Consider the following 15,262-nt stretch of genomic DNA (forward strand, 5'->3'; position numbering starts at 1 on the left):
GAGAGCCGATGCCACCCGCGAATCCCGCCCTCGACACCGTCTCCGACACCGGCGTGCCGGCCGAGGCGGTCACGCCGCTGATCCGCGGGGTCGCCGTGCTGCGTACGCTGACGGAGGCGGGCGGCACACTGAGCCTGAGCGCGCTGGAGCGGACGACGGGGCTGGCCCGCTCCACGGTCGACCGCATCACCTCCACGCTGGCCCGCATGGGCTACGTCCGCCTGGACGGCCGCGACGCGGTCCTCACGCCCCGCGTGATGGAGCTCGGCAACGCGTACCTCGCGGCCCTGCGCCTCCCGTCGCTCCTGGCCGAACGCGCCGACGTCCTGGCCGACGAACTGGACGAGTCCGTGTCCCTGGCGGTCGCCGACCGCGACGGCATCCGCTTCATCCACCAGGCCACCCGCCGCCGCGCGATGTCCCTCAGCTTCCGCATCGGCGACCTGCTGCCGACCGAACGCACCGCGCCGGGCGCGCTGTTCGCGACGGAGTGGCGGGAGCCGGAGTGGCGGGCGTGGCGCGCGCGGCGGGCCGCGGATCCGGAGGACAGCGGCTTCGCGGCCGTACCGCCGCGCCAAGTGGCTTATGCGGAGGGGGACTTCGAGAGGCGGGTACGAGCGGCGGCGGAGGGCGGCTGGGCGCTGGACGACCAGTTGATCGAACCGGGGCTGGTCGCCGTGTCCGTCCCCGTACGGGATCCCCGTACCGGCCGGATCGCGTGCGCGGCGAACGTCGTCAGCCACACCAGCCGGCACACGGCGGCGGATCTGCGCGAGACGCTGCTGCCGCGGCTGCGGGAGGCGGTGCGGGGCATGCAGAACGACCTGCGTACGCCGGCACGCGCCACCGCGCCTCCCCCGTCGGGCCTGGCGACCTGGACCGGCGCGTCCAAGCAGGAGCTGGGCCGGGAGTTCGTGGAGTCCCTGGCACGTGGACTGACGGTGCTGACCGCCTTCGGGGAGGGCCGGGCGGCGCTGACCCTGACGGAGGTCGCCCAGGCGACGGGGCTCGCCCGGGCGACGGCGCGCCGGGCACTCATCACGTACGAGCACCTCGGGCTGGTGAGAGCGAGGGACCGCGTCTTCGAACTCACCCCCCGGGTACTGGGACTGGGGTTTCCGCCGCTGTCGCGGACCTCGCTGCCGGAGATCGCGCTGCCGCACATGACCGAGCTCTCGGAGCGGGTCCACGAGTCGACGTCGCTGTCGGTGCTGTCCGGCCGGGACATCCAGTACACGGCGCGGGTGGCGACGGGCCGGGTGATGAGCGTGAACATCACCGTCGGAACCCGGCTGCCGGCGTACGCGGCGTCCATGGGGCGCGTGATGCTGGCGGACCTGCCCGACCCGGAGCGCGAGCGCGAGCTGAGCGCCCTGGCACCGCTACGGCCACTGACCAGGCACACGGTCACGGACCTCGCGACCCTGCGGCGCGTACTGGACGAGGTCCGGGCGCAGGGATACGCCCTGGTCGACGAGGAGTTGGAGGACGGCCTCCGATCCATCGCGGTACCGGTACGGGACCGCACCGGCCGGGTCGTGGCGGCCCTGAACGTGGCCATGCACGCGGCCCGGCACACGGTCGAGGAGTGCGCACGGGACATCCTGCCGGAGCTACGCGCGACGGCGAACCAAATCGAGGGCGACCTGCGGGTGGCGGGGCGGTTCACGGGGGTGGCGGTGGTGTGAGGGGGCTGGTGTGAGGGGAGTAGCGGGGGGCGTGACGGGGGTAGCGGGGGTGGCGGTGGGCGTGACGCGGGCTACCCGCGCCCCGGGACAAGATCCGAGCGATCCCCGGAACAGATCCGGTACGCTGACGCCTGTGGCCTTCACGACCACGACCACGCCTTCGTAGCTCAGGGGATAGAGCACCGCTCTCCTAAAGCGGGTGTCGCAGGTTCGAATCCTGCCGGGGGCACAACGTAGTACCGCTCTGACCTGGGGTTTCTTCCCCAGGGAGGGTTGCTGCTCGGCCTCGGACTCCTCGTCCGGAGCCGTTTGCGTGAGCGGACGGAGAGTTGATCTCCGGAATTTCTCCCCGCGGCACCGAACCGGGCGCCTTCCGGATCCGCAACAGCTGGGGAACCGGTTGGGGTCGCCAGGGATACGGCCTGCTGCCCTACGCCTTCTTCGAACAGCAGCTGACCGGCGAGAGCTGGGTCGTCGTGGAACAGGACTGGGAGAAGCGGTGGCGGCGGCGTGCGCGGCGCACCTTTCTCCACCGCCCGCCACGCACGACCGGAAAACGGCCACCCGAGGGCTCTCCTCGCCTTCGGTGGAAAAGAAACTGGGGCGATGGTGAGGGCATCGAGCATCGTTGCAGGGACAGGTGGTTGACGTTGCGAAAATCCCTGGCGACCGCCGCCCGATGGGCGGCACCGACTGTTGTCCTCGCCCAGGTCTGTCTCGTCTGGACCGGCGTGTTCAGCCTGGGCGAGGCCGTGGTGGTGGGACTGCTCCTCGAAGTCCTTCTCGCCGGGATCGTCATCACCGAACTCACGCTCGCCAGACGGGCGTTCAAGGCCTCCCGGAGTCAGGGAGCCGACGGGCAGGAGGCCCTCAACCAGGCCCTGTCCGCAGTCCTGCCCGCGCCCGTCGCCAAGGCGATGGGGATGGAGTTCGGGCTCTTCCGCGCCCTGTGGCGTTGGATCCGTCGTAAGCCTGACGCTCCAGAGGGCCACGAGATCCTGACCTACGGCTCCGAAATCAAGCCAATCATGTGGGTGATGGTCTTTCTCGTACCGCTTGAGATCCTCGCTGTCGAATTCCTCGTCCCCTGGTCAGTGGTACGCATCATTCTGCTGGTCCTCTCCGTGTACGGGACGGTATGGATCGTCGGGTTCATCGCGGCGCTCTCCATTCGCCCCCACACCGTGGGCGACGGCAAGGCGGTGCTGCGCTTCGCGCACTTCACCCAGATCACCATTCCACTCGAACTTGTGGAGTCGGTACGTACGGCCCGGCACAGCGGCTACCGGAGGGCCGTCCAGATCACCGACGGAGTACTAGCGATGCCGATCGGCGACTCCACCACCCTCAGCATCAAGCTGCGCGAGCCGTACCCGGTGGCGCCCAAGACGGGCAAGCCGACGCAGGAAGTGCGAGAAGTCCGCTTCGCTGCGGACAACACTCGCGAAGCCATCCGCGTTCTCACAGCGAGCGCCACCGCCGGTTGAAGCCTCTTCACAGTTGGAAAACTCCGAGCTGGCGGGTAGTTCCGTGCCCTCGCGGTGGTGATCTCCCGCTGGTCATGCAGGTCGATTGCGTGAGCGATGCGTGAGCGGACGGTGTAGCGCCAGCCGTCACGAACGAGATCAAGCACCATGCCGGGTGCTGCTGACCTGCACGGACAGCAGCATCCGTCGCAACCGAACACCGCCCAGCAAGGATCCGATCCCACTCCCAAAGCGGGTGTCGCAGGTTCGAATCCTGCCGGGGGCACAGACAGAAGGGCCAGCTCAGGAGGAGTGGATCAGCGCGGCTCGGGAGCTGCTGTGGCCCATGCCCGTCATCAGCTGCCGGGTGCCGGCTCCCGCCGTCGAGGGCCGCGTCGAGGAGTGGCTGGACCACGTCAGGTCAGGAGGTATGCCTTCAGGATCGTCACCGTGTAGGTGTTGCCGGTGGTGTCGGTCAGGGTGGATTTGAGGGAGACCGAGCGGGCGTTTTCCGGGTGGGTCAGGGTGAGGGTCCTTTTGCCGTGGGTGGTGGTCACTGGGGCGGGGGACCATGTCTTGCCGGCGTCGTAGGAGACCTTCACCGTCAGGGATTTCAGGTCGGTGGCCGCCGGGCCCTGGAGGGAGAGGGGGATCGTGGTGCGGCGGCCCGCGGGGGCCGTGCCGGTCGGGGTCAGCTTCGGGTGGAAGCGGACCGTGGAGAGGGGCAGCGAGCCGGAGTCGGACGGGCTGGACGTGAAGGTCCAGGCCGCTGTCAGGCGGCTCGTGGTCGTGGCCACGCCTGGCGGGCGGGTCAGGTTCGTGCGGATCGTGTAGCGGGCCGGGACGGACGGGAGCTTCTCCACGGTCTGGCAGAGGTTGCCGTCGTTGTCGAGCAGGGTGCTGCCGTCCGCGGTGACCGTGGTGTGGCGTTTCGCTGTGGAGAAGGCGGGGTGTCCGCTCCCGTCGGCGAGGTCGGGGACGCACAGGTCCAGGGTGTCGCCGTCGCGCTGTGCGCCGTACGGGCCGCCGGTGATCGGGCTGAAGACACCGACGTTGTACGTGGCCGCGTAGGTCCGGCCCGCCTGGTACGACCTCGCGCTCTCCGTGCCGTAGAAGACGTCCTCGTCGTCTCCGGAGGCGTTTCGCTGGCCCAGGTTGGCCGTCCACTTGAAGCCCTTGGGCGTGGTGACGTAGATCTTCGCGGTCGTCGGCAGCGGGAAGGGGTCGCTCACCGTGCCCAGCGACAGGGTGGGGCCGCTCCACAGGACGTTGACGATGCCCTTGCGGTGTGTGACGGACGAGCCGAAGTTCCGCTTCAGCAGGGCCAGTTCGTTCATGCGCGTGGTGTGCCGATAGCCGGTGGGGAAGCGGTCGGGCAGGTTGTGGAGCAGGTGGTAGGTGGTGCTGCCCTTCTGCCACAGGCCGCCGAGCTGCGTGCTGAGCCTCCCGGGAGGGGCGGTCGGTCCCAGGGTCGCGGTGCGCAGGTTCTTGAACGTTCCCCAGAACAGGGTGCTGTTGTGCGGTTCGCTCCCGGTGTCTCCGGTGCCCACGGCGAGGTTGAGCTGGCCGTCGGACATCTTCGCGCCCTGCGGCGCGGTGATCCGGACCGGCTTCGCCTTGCGCGCGTCGAAGACGACCGTGGTGTCCCCGGTCAGCGAGAGCCGCGGCCGGACCAGCGCGGAGGTGCCCCTGGCGTCTTCCATCACGGTGTCCACGACGTAGTCGCCGCGCGGGACCCGCACCCGGTACACGCCCTTGGAGATCTGCTCGTAGTCCTCGAGGTTCGTGGTCCAGTACGTGCCCGAGTACCCGAGGATCTCGGTCAGCGGAGCGCTCACGGGCTGGCCGCCGCGGTCGAGGAACTTCAGGGTGAGGTCGTGTGCCTCGGCCTCGCGTACGACGCCGAAGGCGGTCCGTACGGCAGCGGGTTCGGCGCCGTTCCGCGCGGTGGCGACCAGCGTGCCCGAGTAGGCGCCGTCCGCCGCCTCGACGCGGGTGTCCGCGGTGAGATCGACGCCGGCGGTGCCGCCCGTCGGGACGGTGAGCTGAGTGGTGCTCAGCGTGAACATGCCCTCGGGGGACGTGCTGCCTCCGGGGCCGGTCGCGGTGGCCGTCAGGTCGAGGGTGACGGGGTGGTCACCGTCGTTGCGGTAGGTGATGTGCTGGGTGACCGGCCGGTCGTCGGTGTGGGGCCACCGCTGCTTGCCGAAGGACACGGAGGTCTGTTCGCTCGCCACCGCCCCCTCCAGTGCCCGGGACACGTCGACCCGGCCCGTCCCCTGCTGGTAACCGGTCGCGCCGGTGGCCGGGGTGGTGGACGCGGTGAGCGCCTGCTTGATCCGTGCGCCGGTCCAGTCGGGGTGCCGCTGGGCGAGGATCGCGGCCGCCCCCGCGACATGCGGCGTCGCCATCGACGTACCGGACATGGAGACATAGCCGTCGGCAGCCGGGTCGCCCATGTGGCCGTGCGCCGCCTTCGCCGAGACGATGTCCACGCCCGGCGCCGTGAGGTCCGGTTTCAGCGCGCTGTCGGCGGTCGGGCCGGTGCTGGAGAAGTCGGCGAGCCGGTCCTCGCCGTCGACGGCGCCCACGGTGAGCGCCGACTCCGCGGCCCCCGGGGAGTCGACGGTTCCCGCGTCGGGGCCCTCGTTGCCGGCCGCGGCGACGGTGAGCATGCCGGTGCTCTTCGAGAGGGCGTTCACCGCCGCCTCGACCGGGTCCTCCCCCGGGGTGTCCTCCTGGCCCAGGCTGAGGTTGGCCACCTTGGCACCCTGCCCGGCGGCCCACTCCAGGCCCGCGATGACGCTGGAGTCGCTGCCCTCGCCGCTGTCGTTAAGCACCTTGGCGTTGAGGATCCCGGCACCGGGCGCGACGCCCTTGTACCGGCCGCCGGACCGTGCGCCGGAGCCCGCCAGCGTCGCGGCCACATGGGTGCCGTGGCCGGCCATGTCGTCGGTGCTGCCGGTGCCGGTGAAGTTCTTCGAGGCCTTCACCGCCGAGGCGAGGTCCGGGTGGGTGGTGTCGACGCCGGTGTCCAGGACGGCGACCTTGACGCCCTTGCCGTCGTATCCGGCCGCCCAGGCGGCCGGGGCGCCGATCTGCGCCACGCCGCCGCCCGCCTCCCCGGCCGCCTCCCCGGACTTCGCGCCGCCTTCGTCCGCCGGCGCTTTGAACCGGCCGTCCAGCCAGACCCGCGCGACTCCCCCCTCCTCGGTGAGGGCCTGCCACATGTCGTCGGCCCCGGCCTTGGGCACGGTGATCGCGGCGCCCGCCACACTGGGCAGCTCCCGGCTCACGGTGGCGTCCGCGTCCGCGACCAGTGACTTCTGGGTGCTCCTGCGCTGGGCGGACTTGCCCTCGTACGACACGATCAGCGGGAGCGTGCCGCGCCGGGTGTCGTCGTAGCCGGCGCGTATCAGGCCGCTGACATCGAACAGCCGTATGTCCAGGACGCCTTGGCCGATCAGGGCGGCGGCGTCGGCGGGAACGACGTACTGATCGCCCCCGACGCCGCGCACGGACACCGGGACGTGCTCACGGCCCGGTGCCCGCCGTACGCCCGTCACCCGGCCCCGGGCGTCCAACCGGACCCGGTCGCCGGTGAGGAGGGTGACGTACCGGCCGGCCGCGGAGGCGGAGCCGGCGGTCCGCGCGCCGGGGGCGGAGCCGCCGGGCGCCGCGACGGTGGCGGTGTCCTGCGTCCGTAAGCCGAGGCCGGAGCCCGTGGCCGCCACCGAGACACCCGTCATCAGCCCCGCCACCAGCAGGGCGGCCAGCGAGGCGCTTGCGGTTCTGTCGCGCATTCAGCTCACCTGCCCGGGGACCTGCTTGGCGGCGTCGACGACCGCGCGCTCGGTGATCGCGCTGGTGTGCGTGACGGTACCGACCTTGAGGGGATTGCCCGCCGTGGCCTTGACCACCACGATGCGCTCGCCGAGGAACTGCAGGGTCTTCTTGTCGAAGATCCACTCGGTGCGCTCGCCGTCGGTGTCGTTCTGCCGCGCGATCGCGACCCCGTGCCGGCCCATGGCGTCGACCGCGTCATCCACCGAGACGACTCCGGGGATCTTGGCCGCGGCCTTGTAGAGGGCGGCGCCGACCTCGGCAGGCGGGTAGCTCTCGAACAGCAGATCGCCGATCGCGACGAAGGCGGCCTGGTCGCGCGGGACTTCGGGGTCCCGGTTGGCGTCCGAGGCACGGTAGATCCGCTGCAGCAGCGCGTCGGGATCGGTCGGCAGCCCGGCCAGGGCGTTGTAGGCGCCGCTGAACGGGGTGTCGCTCTTCAGGGTGATGCCCTTGTCGCTGGTCTCACCGGCCTCGATCAGCCAGCCGTCCCTGCCGTCGAGGGAGTTCCAGACCTGGCGGGAGTGCAGCTCGTTGCTGACCGCCTCGCGCTTGTCGCCGTCGGTCTTGATGTAGCTGTCGGCCACCTTCGAGGCGATGTAGATGTACTGGCCCTTGCGCGGGGTGGGCGCGGAGGTGTCGGCGGCGGCCAGGGAGATGCGTTCGAGGAGCTGGGGGGCGCCCTTGGCGTCGGCGGCGCCGATCCGGGTGGTCAGTGCGGGGCCGGTGGCCAGGGCGGCCCTGCCGTCGTCCGCCCCGCCGCCGGTGAGGGCGAGGCCGCCCACGACCGCGCCGGCCAGGGCGAAGGCCGCGGCGGGCAGGAGGATCGTACGGCGCAGGAACGGGTTCGAGCGCTTCACGGGCGCGACCGGAGAGGTGGCGGACGTACGGGAGGAGGTGCGGAGGTCTTCGTGGATCCGGGCCATCATCTGCTCCTTGTGGAACTGGTGGCGGCCCGCCGGCAGATCCCGCTCGGCGGAGGGCAGCAGACTCTGCGTCTCCGTCCACTCGGCCGGGTGGGGCCGGTGGGAGGGGCTGGCGTTCATCGGTTTCCTTCCTGTGCGGACCGGACCGCGTATCCGCGATCACCTGTTATCTGCCGGTTCGTGCGGGTGGGTTCCCTTTTTTCTCCGAGCAGTTGTGCATCGGCGAGCTTGCGCAGCCTGGCGCGGGCGCGGGAGAGGCGGGAGCGGACGGTGCCGACCGGGATGCCGAGGGCGCGAGCCGCCTCGGCATACTCCATCCCCTCCCACAGGCACAGGGTCAGGACCTCACGCTCGGGGCGCTTGAGCAGACTGAGGGCGGCGAGCGTGGCGTTGATGCGGCGCCGGTCGTCCAGGCGTCCGGCGGTCTCCTCGGCGTGGTCCTCGACCCGTTCCTCGGCGGCGTGCGCGGCGGCCGCGGCGCACGCCGCGTTGCGGTAGCGGCGGTTGCTGCGGTGGTGGGAGCGGGCGACGTTGGTGGCGATGCCCAGCAGCCACGGACGCAGCGAGCCCCCTTCGGCCTCGACCGAGGCGCGGCGCCGCCACGCCTCCATGAAGGTCGTCGACATCACGTCCTCGGCCAGCGACCAGTCGGCGGTCAGCCGGAAGGCGTGGTTGTACACCGCGCGGGCGCACGCGTCGAAGAGTTCCGCGAAGGCGTCCGGATCTCCGTTTCGCACCCGGGTTCGCATATCTGTGGTCACGTTCTGAACTGACGTACGGTGCGGGCGAGTTCCGGTGAGACACGTCACAGCCGTCGTACAGGTCACCGGGGCCGGTGACCGCACGAGGACTCGGTGGACATGGCAGCCGCTCACCCGCGCACCGCTCAGGCTGCGAGGCCTCGAAAGCAAGGCGATCTGATGCGGGACCCGGTCCTCGGGTGCGCAGGCTGGTCGAGAAGCTGTTGGAGGTGTCGAGGCCGAACGCGGGCGCGGAACAGGCTGATCCGGCAACGCCCACCGGCACGGGCGGGCACCGGTCTCACCGACGGTGAACGGCGCCGTCGTCGTCGTACGCAAACCAGGGCACGAAGCTTCGGGCTTCGGCAGAGCTGCTCGCCCACGGGCCGCAACACTTGCGGACCGGAGCAGCCGAGAATCGACGGGGCCAGGGCCTCGGGCTGACGATCGCGCCGGTCCAGGCACAAGCCATCCAGGCGCGCCCGGAATGGATCTCCCTTGCCCGACGATGCTCCGCCCTGTCCCGAGTGCAACAGCCCTGTTGTCGCGCGGCCTGGTGCTCGCCGGGCAGGATACCGACGACGGCCCAAGGGACGGGCGTTGATCGAACTCCTGAAGCGGGTGTCGCAGGTTCGAATCCTGCCGGGGGCACACGACTGAGGGCCAGTTCAAGGGCTTGATCCCCTCGAACTGGCCCTTTGCCGTGATCGCGGCCGTGGCACACCCGTTCGTCAGTGGACGTCGACGTAGTCGCCTGGGGTGGTGGTCGGTGATGTGGTGGGGGTGCCTGCGAAGGACCAGCGCCAGTAGCCGTCCGTGGTTGCCGTGGCCGTGGTCGAGAGGTTGCCCGTCGAGTTGGTGTAGATCGTCTTGAGGGTCGTGTAGGTGCTGGTGCCCGCCTTGCGGAACTGGAGCTTCACCGGCTGGTTGGTGTAGCCCGCGTAGACGCGCTTGTCCCAGTTGGCGCGGGCCAGCTTGCCCGTGACCGTGATCGGCTTGCCCTTGGTGACCGGCTCGGGGCCGGCGTTGACGCTGAGCGTGCCCCGGCGCAGGACCGGGTGCTTGGCGGCGCCGCCGTTGTTGTAGAGGTCGCCGTCCTTCGACTTGAGTTGAACGGTCACGTCCCACATGCCCGCGAGGGTGTTGCGGGGCACACCCCAGCCCGAGTCGAGCTTGACGGTGAGCTTGCAGGTGGAGGTGGTGGTGTTGACCGCGGTGCACGTCGGGGTGCCGTGGTACGACCAGTAGTCGTCGCCGACCTCCCGGTCGATCTGGAGGAACGCGAGGTCCTTGCTGATCCCCGAGTCGTCCGAGGCGGTCACCGAGATGGTGAACGACTCGGTCTGCGAGGTGCCGAGGACGATCGGCTTGCCGCCGTTCACCGACAGCTTCTGGATCACCACGCCGGTCTCCGTCGCGTGGGCGGCCGGGGCGACGGCGGCGGAGGCGGAAAGCGCCAGGGCGCCGGTGAGGACGGCACCTATGGATTTCATGCGCATGAATCCCCAAATGGTTCGGGCCCGCCCCAGCCGTGAATCCCCCCCGGCCGCAGGCATGGCAAGTAGGGCGAGAATATGTCACCCGCGCAGGTCAGCCGCCCTTGGAGGGTGCCCGGCGGGGAGGACGTACGTCCGGCGGCGGGGTCGGGCGCGTTTGCGGGTGTGGGGGTCGTTGCCGGGTTGTGTGTGGGGTGTGTGGGGTGGTCGCCATGGGCCCTGTGACGAGCGGCGGGCCCTCTTCCCGCCGGTGATAAGTTCGAGCGCGTGATATCTACGGGGGCTTCGAGCCGTACGGGGCTCGCGTTGAGCCGGGTCACCCTGGTGGGTGAACGGCGGCGCGTGGAACTGGTGTTGCCCTCGCAGGAGCCGGTCGGACGGTTGCTTCCCGAGGTGCTGCGGCTCATCGACGACCGCGTGGGTACGCGACCGCAAACGCGGCATCTGGTGACCGCCGACGGCAGTGTGCTCGATCCCGAAGTCACGTTGGAGTCCGCCGGGGTCGTCGACGGGGCCGTGCTGCGGCTCGTGCGTGGCGTGTCCGACGCGGCCGCCGCCGATCTGGACGTACGGGCCTGGCGATGGGAGGCGCCGGCGAAGCGTGTTGTCGCCGGTTGCGCGGTCGTGGGGTGGGCGCTGGTCGCCTCCTTGCTGGCTCGCCGGGAGTTCGACGCGGTGAGCGTGGGTGGGGTCCTCCTCGCCGTCGCCACGCTCGCCGCTCTCGCCGGGGTCCTGTTCGCGCGGGTCGGTGAAGGGCGCGGGGTGGGCGCGGTCCTCGTCGCCGTCGGCGGTGCCGTCGGTGTCGTCGGGGTGTGGAGCCTCGCCGATGGCCAGGAATGGTCCGGTGCCGCGCGGCTCGCGGGGGTCGCCGGGGTCGTTGCCGTCGCCCTGTCGCTCCTCGGACGGTGTTCCCCGCTGGGACGTGCCGGGTACTTCGGAGCCGTCGCCGTCGTGGGAAGCACCGTGTGCTGGGAGGCCGCCGTCGCGGTGACCGCCGTGGGACGGGCCGGCGCTCTGCTCGCAGTGGTGTCCGTCCTCGCTCTCGGCCTGCTGCCGCGTTCCGCCCTCACGGCTTCCGGGCTTTCCGGGCTTGACGACCGACGGTCCGGCGACTCGTCCGTGAGCCGGTATCAGGTGTCCACCGCGCTCGCCGCCGCACACCGGGAACTCGCCCTCGCCACTCTCGTGACGGCCGGGTCCGCCGCCGTGGGCGGAGTGCTCGCGCTGCGTACGGTGAACGCGTGGACGGTGACGCTCGCTCTTGCTGTCGCCCTGGTGCTCACGCTGCGCGCCCGGGCCTACCCCCTGGTGCCCGAGGTCGCGGCGTTGTTCCTGGCCGGTGCCGTGGTGGCCGTCCGGCTGACCTGGGTGTGGGCGGAGCGAGGTGGTACGGGTGGGGCCGGCGCGGCGATCGCCGCGCTCGTCGTGGCGGCCGCCGTCACGCTGTGCGTGCTCGTGGTCCGGCCGTCCGAGCGGGTACGAGTACGGGTGCGGCGGTACGGCGATGTACTCGAGTCGGTCGGGGTGATCGCTCTGTTCCCCCTCGTGATCGGCGTCTTCGGGGTGTACGGGCGGCTGCTCGGAACCTTCGCGTGAGCGTGAGCGTGGACATGGACGTGAACGTGGGCGAGAGCGGGGCGGCGGCGATGGACCGGGCTCAGGGCAGCGGTGACGGTCGGCAGGACGAGGTACCGCGGAAGATGCAGGGCGGCGGCGACACGGTGGCGCCGGCCGCCGTTCAGGAGACCGCGGCCGAGTCCCGCCCGTCCTCGGACAGCGACGCCCCGGGGGACCGGGCTCCCCTTCCGGTACGGCACCCCGACGAGCAGCGTCCCAACCCGGGGTGGTCTCTTTCGGCGCGCGTCGCCGCCGCGACCGCCTCCGACGACGTACCCACAGAGCAGCAGGAACGGGGGGAGGGGGAAGGGCAGTTGGAGAAGGTTCGCTCGCAGCCCCTGACCGACTTCGACCCGCAGCCCATCCCGGCAGCCCGTCCGGAGCCCGCTCCGCACGCCGTCCCGGCAGCCCAGCCGGAGCCGACCCCACACTCCGAGCCCACCCCCCTACCCCAGCACGTGCCCATGCCCGCGCCCGCGCTCGTGCCGGAGCCCACCCCCACCCCACAACCGACGCCACCCCCCATGCCGCCGGCTCCCCCAACTCCCCCGACCCCCAACCCTCGCCGCCCCTCCACCCCCGCCCTCGTCCAGCCCACCCCCGAGTCCGTCCCCACCCTCGACCCCCGGCTTGCGCTCGCTCTCGGGAAGCCCGCGCACGGGGACTCCGTGAGTCGGCGTACGGCGCACTCGATTCGTCGGCTGACGTCCTCCGCCGCGCAGGACGTGGCCGAAGAGACGCGGGTCGGGCGGGAGTTGCAGCAGCCGGTCGCCAGCGGGCGGGTCATCGCGGTGACGTCCATCCGGGGTGGCGTGGGCAAGACGACGACCGCCGCGCTGCTGGCCCGGGCCTTCAACCACTACCGGCACGATCCGGTACTCGCGCTGGAGGCGGACGCCGCGCTGGGAACGCTTCCGGTGCGGCTGGGGGCGGAGTCGGTGCGCTGGTCCGTCGGGGATCTGGCGCAGATCCTCAAGCCCTCGATGCAACTCACCGACGTCATCGGCTACTTGGTGCCGGTCTCCGGCGGCGGCTGGCTGCTGCCGGCGAGTCAGGGGCGGGTCGGGGCGCCGCTGGACATCCGGACGTACCGCAAGGCGACGCTCGCGCTGCGCCGGTACTTCGGCGTGACGGTCGTGGACTGCGAGACGCTGCCGGGCGAGGTGGCCCGTACGGCCATGGACACCGCGCACGCGCGGGTGGTGGTCGCGCCGCTGACCGCCGAGGGTGTCGGCGGCACCCGGGTCGTACTGGACTGGCTGGCGCAACTGCCGCACTCCGCCCTCGCGTCCACCGTCGTCGCGCTCATCTCGGCCACGCCCGACCCGAACCTCGATCTGAAGACGGCGACGGCGCATCTGCGGGAGACGGGCGTCAGCGTCGTGCACCTGCCCTACGACCGCCATCTCGCGGCCGGCGGCCCCATTCGTACGGATCTCCTCGGCTCGGCGACGCGCCGCGCGGCCACGCGGCTCGCGGCGGAGGCGCTGCAGCGGGCGGTGCGGGCTCGTTGACCGGTACCGGCACCACCACCGGCACCGGCATCAGGGCCTGGTAGCAAGGCGCGAAAGCGCGCCCCGCAATAATTCGAATGCGTTCCCGCAGCGGGCCCGGTAGCGTCCGGTTCCGACGCCTTCCGATGCGCTGTGCCCCGGTTACTTCCTGTCAGAGACCACACCGGTGCCCTTTCGATCTCGGAAGGCGCCACCTTTTTCCAAGGTGCTTCCAGGGGGACCTTCTGCATGACCCATTTCAACCGTCAGCGCGCCAAGTCCGAGGCCAGAAGCGAGATTCAGGCGGAGATTCCGGGCTTGACCGCGGGCGGAGCGACGTCGTCGCTCTCCACCCACGGACGGTAGCTGCTGCCGGCGTCCGGCCCGTTGGGGGCCGCGCGCCCCAGGGCGGTCTTTCCGTGGCGCGGCCGCACCCATCAGGGCGGCGCGGGATACGCCCGTACGCCCAAGGCCGAGCTCTTCCTGCTGGCCGTCGCCAACATGGTGGGCCACCACAGCTTCTACGAGGACGCCGGCGCCCGTGACGAGCGCTACGAGCGGCTGGTGCGCTCCCTCGCCGTCAGCGACCCCGAGTGGACGGTCGGCCTGTTGCGCTGGCTGCGCACCGAGGCGCACATGCGGACCGCGTCCCTCGTGGGCGCGGCCGAGTTCGTGCGGGCCAGGCAGGAGGCGGGGCTGACCGGCTTCTCCCGGCAGGCCGTGGACGCCGTACTGCAACGGGCCGACGAGCCCGGCGAGTTGCTCGCGTACTGGACCGGCCGGTACGGGCGGGCGCTGCCGCAGCCCGTGAAGCGGGGTGTCGCCGACGCCGTGCGGCGCCTGTACACCGGGCGGGCGCTGCTCAAGTACGACACCGGGTCGCGGGGTTACCGATTCGGTGACGTCGTCGAGCTGACCCACCCCTCGCCGCATCCCGAACGCCCTTGGCAGGGCGGGCTGTTCCGGTACGCCATCGACCGGCGGCACCGCGGCGAGGGTGCCGTGCCGCCCGCCGGCGAGGAGCTGCCGGCCGCGCACCGGGCGCTGCTGGCCGTGCCGGTCGAAGAGCGGTACGCGCTGGTCACCGGGGAGGACGGGGCCGCGCGGCTGGCGGCGGCCGGGATGACCTGGGAGTCGGTGGCGGGCTGGCTGCAGGGGCCGTTGGACGCGGCCGTGTGGGAGGCGGTGATCCCGTCGATGGGGCCGATGGCGCTCGTCCGCAACCTGCGCAACTTCGACCTCGCGGGGGTGAGCGACCGGGTGGCCGCCGAGGTGGCCCGGCGGATCGCCGATCCGGCCGAGGTGCGGCGCTCCCGTCAGTTCCCCTTCCGCTATCTGGCCGCGCACCGCAACGCGCCCTCGCGGCGCTGGGAGGACGCCCTGGAGGCGGCCCTCGGGCACTCCCTGGCCAACGTTCCCGAGCTACCCGGCCGCACGCTGGTGCTGGTGGACCGTTCGGGCTCGATGTTCGACCGGCCCAGCGAGCGGACCCAGCTCAACCGTGCCGACACGGCTGCCGTCTTCGGTACGGCGCTGGCGATGCGGGCGGAGCGGGCGGACCTGGTCGAGTTCGGCAGCGACAGCCGCCGTGTCGAGGTCGCGCCGGACGAGAAGGTGCTGCGCGTTCTGGACCGCTTCCACGATCTCGGCGGCACCAACACGGCGGCGGCGGTCACCCGGCACTACGACCGGCACGACCGGGTGGTCGTGGTGACCGACGAGCAGACCGAACTGACGCCCTGGGCCGACCCGTTGCGCGCGGTCCCCGTGCGCGTTCCCGTCTACACGTGGAACCTGGCGGGCTATGCGATGGGCCATGCCGCGTCCGGCCCGCACCGGCACACCTTCGGCGGACTCAGTGATGCCGCGTTCCGGCTGATCCCGCTGGTCGAGGCGGGCCGCGAGGCCGACTGGCCGTGGCTCGCCGAGGGCGCCCGGAGCGCTTCGGTCTCGGGCACTGTGACGTCGTAAATCCAGGTGCTGCCCCCGTCTT

9 protein-coding genes and 1 tRNA gene are annotated in these 15,262 nt (G+C 71.6%); 6 read left to right on the plus strand and 4 right to left on the minus strand.

What is annotated here, in order from left to right:
- Positions 1–8: 8 nt before the first annotated feature.
- The 3 genes from FBY22_RS38260 to FBY22_RS38270 all read left to right on the plus strand — a co-directional run bounded on the left by FBY22_RS38260 (position 9) and on the right by FBY22_RS38270 (position 3,175).
- Entirely contained in the window at positions 9–1,688 is a 1,680-nt protein-coding gene (locus FBY22_RS38260) for an IclR family transcriptional regulator C-terminal domain-containing protein (RefSeq protein ID WP_142152772.1), read from the plus strand.
- 156 nt (positions 1,689–1,844) lie between these two features.
- Positions 1,845–1,917: transfer RNA gene (locus tag FBY22_RS38265), tRNA-Arg, on the plus strand.
- A gap of 100 nt (positions 1,918–2,017) precedes the next feature.
- A complete protein-coding gene (locus FBY22_RS38270) occupies positions 2,018–3,175 on the plus strand; it encodes a hypothetical protein (protein ID WP_260845352.1) in 1,158 nt (385 codons plus the stop codon).
- A gap of 395 nt (positions 3,176–3,570) precedes the next feature.
- On the opposite strand, the gene FBY22_RS38275 is transcribed toward FBY22_RS38270, so the two are convergent.
- From FBY22_RS38275 to FBY22_RS38290, 4 genes are all read right to left on the minus strand, one after another.
- Complete coding sequence (locus FBY22_RS38275; RefSeq protein ID WP_142152773.1) at positions 3,571–6,957, minus strand: S8 family peptidase; 3,387 nt, start codon at positions 6,955–6,957, stop codon at positions 3,571–3,573.
- Entirely contained in the window at positions 6,958–8,043 is a 1,086-nt protein-coding gene (locus FBY22_RS38280) for a CU044_5270 family protein (RefSeq protein WP_142152774.1), read from the minus strand.
- On the minus strand, positions 8,040–8,684 hold the full coding sequence (locus FBY22_RS38285; RefSeq protein ID WP_142152775.1) for an RNA polymerase sigma factor: 645 nt from the start codon (positions 8,682–8,684) through the stop codon (positions 8,040–8,042). Before FBY22_RS38285 ends, FBY22_RS38280 begins: the two co-directional genes overlap by 4 nt.
- Before the next feature lie 710 nt (positions 8,685–9,394).
- Positions 9,395–10,156, minus strand: a complete 762-nt coding sequence (locus FBY22_RS38290; protein WP_313905482.1) for a hypothetical protein — start codon at positions 10,154–10,156, stop codon at positions 9,395–9,397.
- A 309-nt stretch (positions 10,157–10,465) separates the two neighbouring features.
- On the opposite strand from FBY22_RS38290, the gene FBY22_RS38295 reads away from it, so the two are divergent.
- The 3 genes from FBY22_RS38295 (at position 10,466) to FBY22_RS38305 (ending at position 15,240) form a co-directional block, all read left to right on the plus strand.
- Positions 10,466–11,755, plus strand: coding sequence for an EsaB/YukD family protein (locus FBY22_RS38295; RefSeq protein WP_260845353.1), 1,290 nt, complete (start codon positions 10,466–10,468; stop codon positions 11,753–11,755).
- Complete coding sequence (locus FBY22_RS45835; RefSeq protein ID WP_313905483.1) at positions 11,752–13,290, plus strand: hypothetical protein; 1,539 nt, start codon at positions 11,752–11,754, stop codon at positions 13,288–13,290. The genes FBY22_RS38295 and FBY22_RS45835 overlap by 4 nt, the downstream gene beginning before the upstream one ends.
- Before the next feature lie 366 nt (positions 13,291–13,656).
- A complete protein-coding gene (locus FBY22_RS38305; RefSeq protein WP_260845354.1) occupies positions 13,657–15,240 on the plus strand; it encodes a TROVE domain-containing protein in 1,584 nt (527 codons plus the stop codon).
- The last annotated feature ends 22 nt before the right edge of the window (positions 15,241–15,262 follow it).

It is taken from the genome of Streptomyces sp. SLBN-31, from assembly GCF_006715395.1.
Lineage (GTDB): Bacteria > Actinomycetota > Actinomycetes > Streptomycetales > Streptomycetaceae > Streptomyces.

What these genes read in the sequence shown, in the direction of transcription:
- FBY22_RS38260 (WP_142152772.1), top strand. Translation starts at nt 9, where the DNA reads ATGCCACCCGCGAATCCCGCCCTCGACACCGTCTCCGACACCGGCGTG.
- FBY22_RS38275 (WP_142152773.1), bottom strand. Translation starts at nt 6,957, where the DNA reads ATGCGCGACAGAACCGCAAGCGCCTCGCTGGCCGCCCTGCTGGTGGCG.
- FBY22_RS38280 (WP_142152774.1), bottom strand. Translation starts at nt 8,043, where the DNA reads ATGAACGCCAGCCCCTCCCACCGGCCCCACCCGGCCGAGTGGACGGAG.
- FBY22_RS38290 (WP_313905482.1), bottom strand. Translation starts at nt 10,156, where the DNA reads ATGAAATCCATAGGTGCCGTCCTCACCGGCGCCCTGGCGCTTTCCGCC.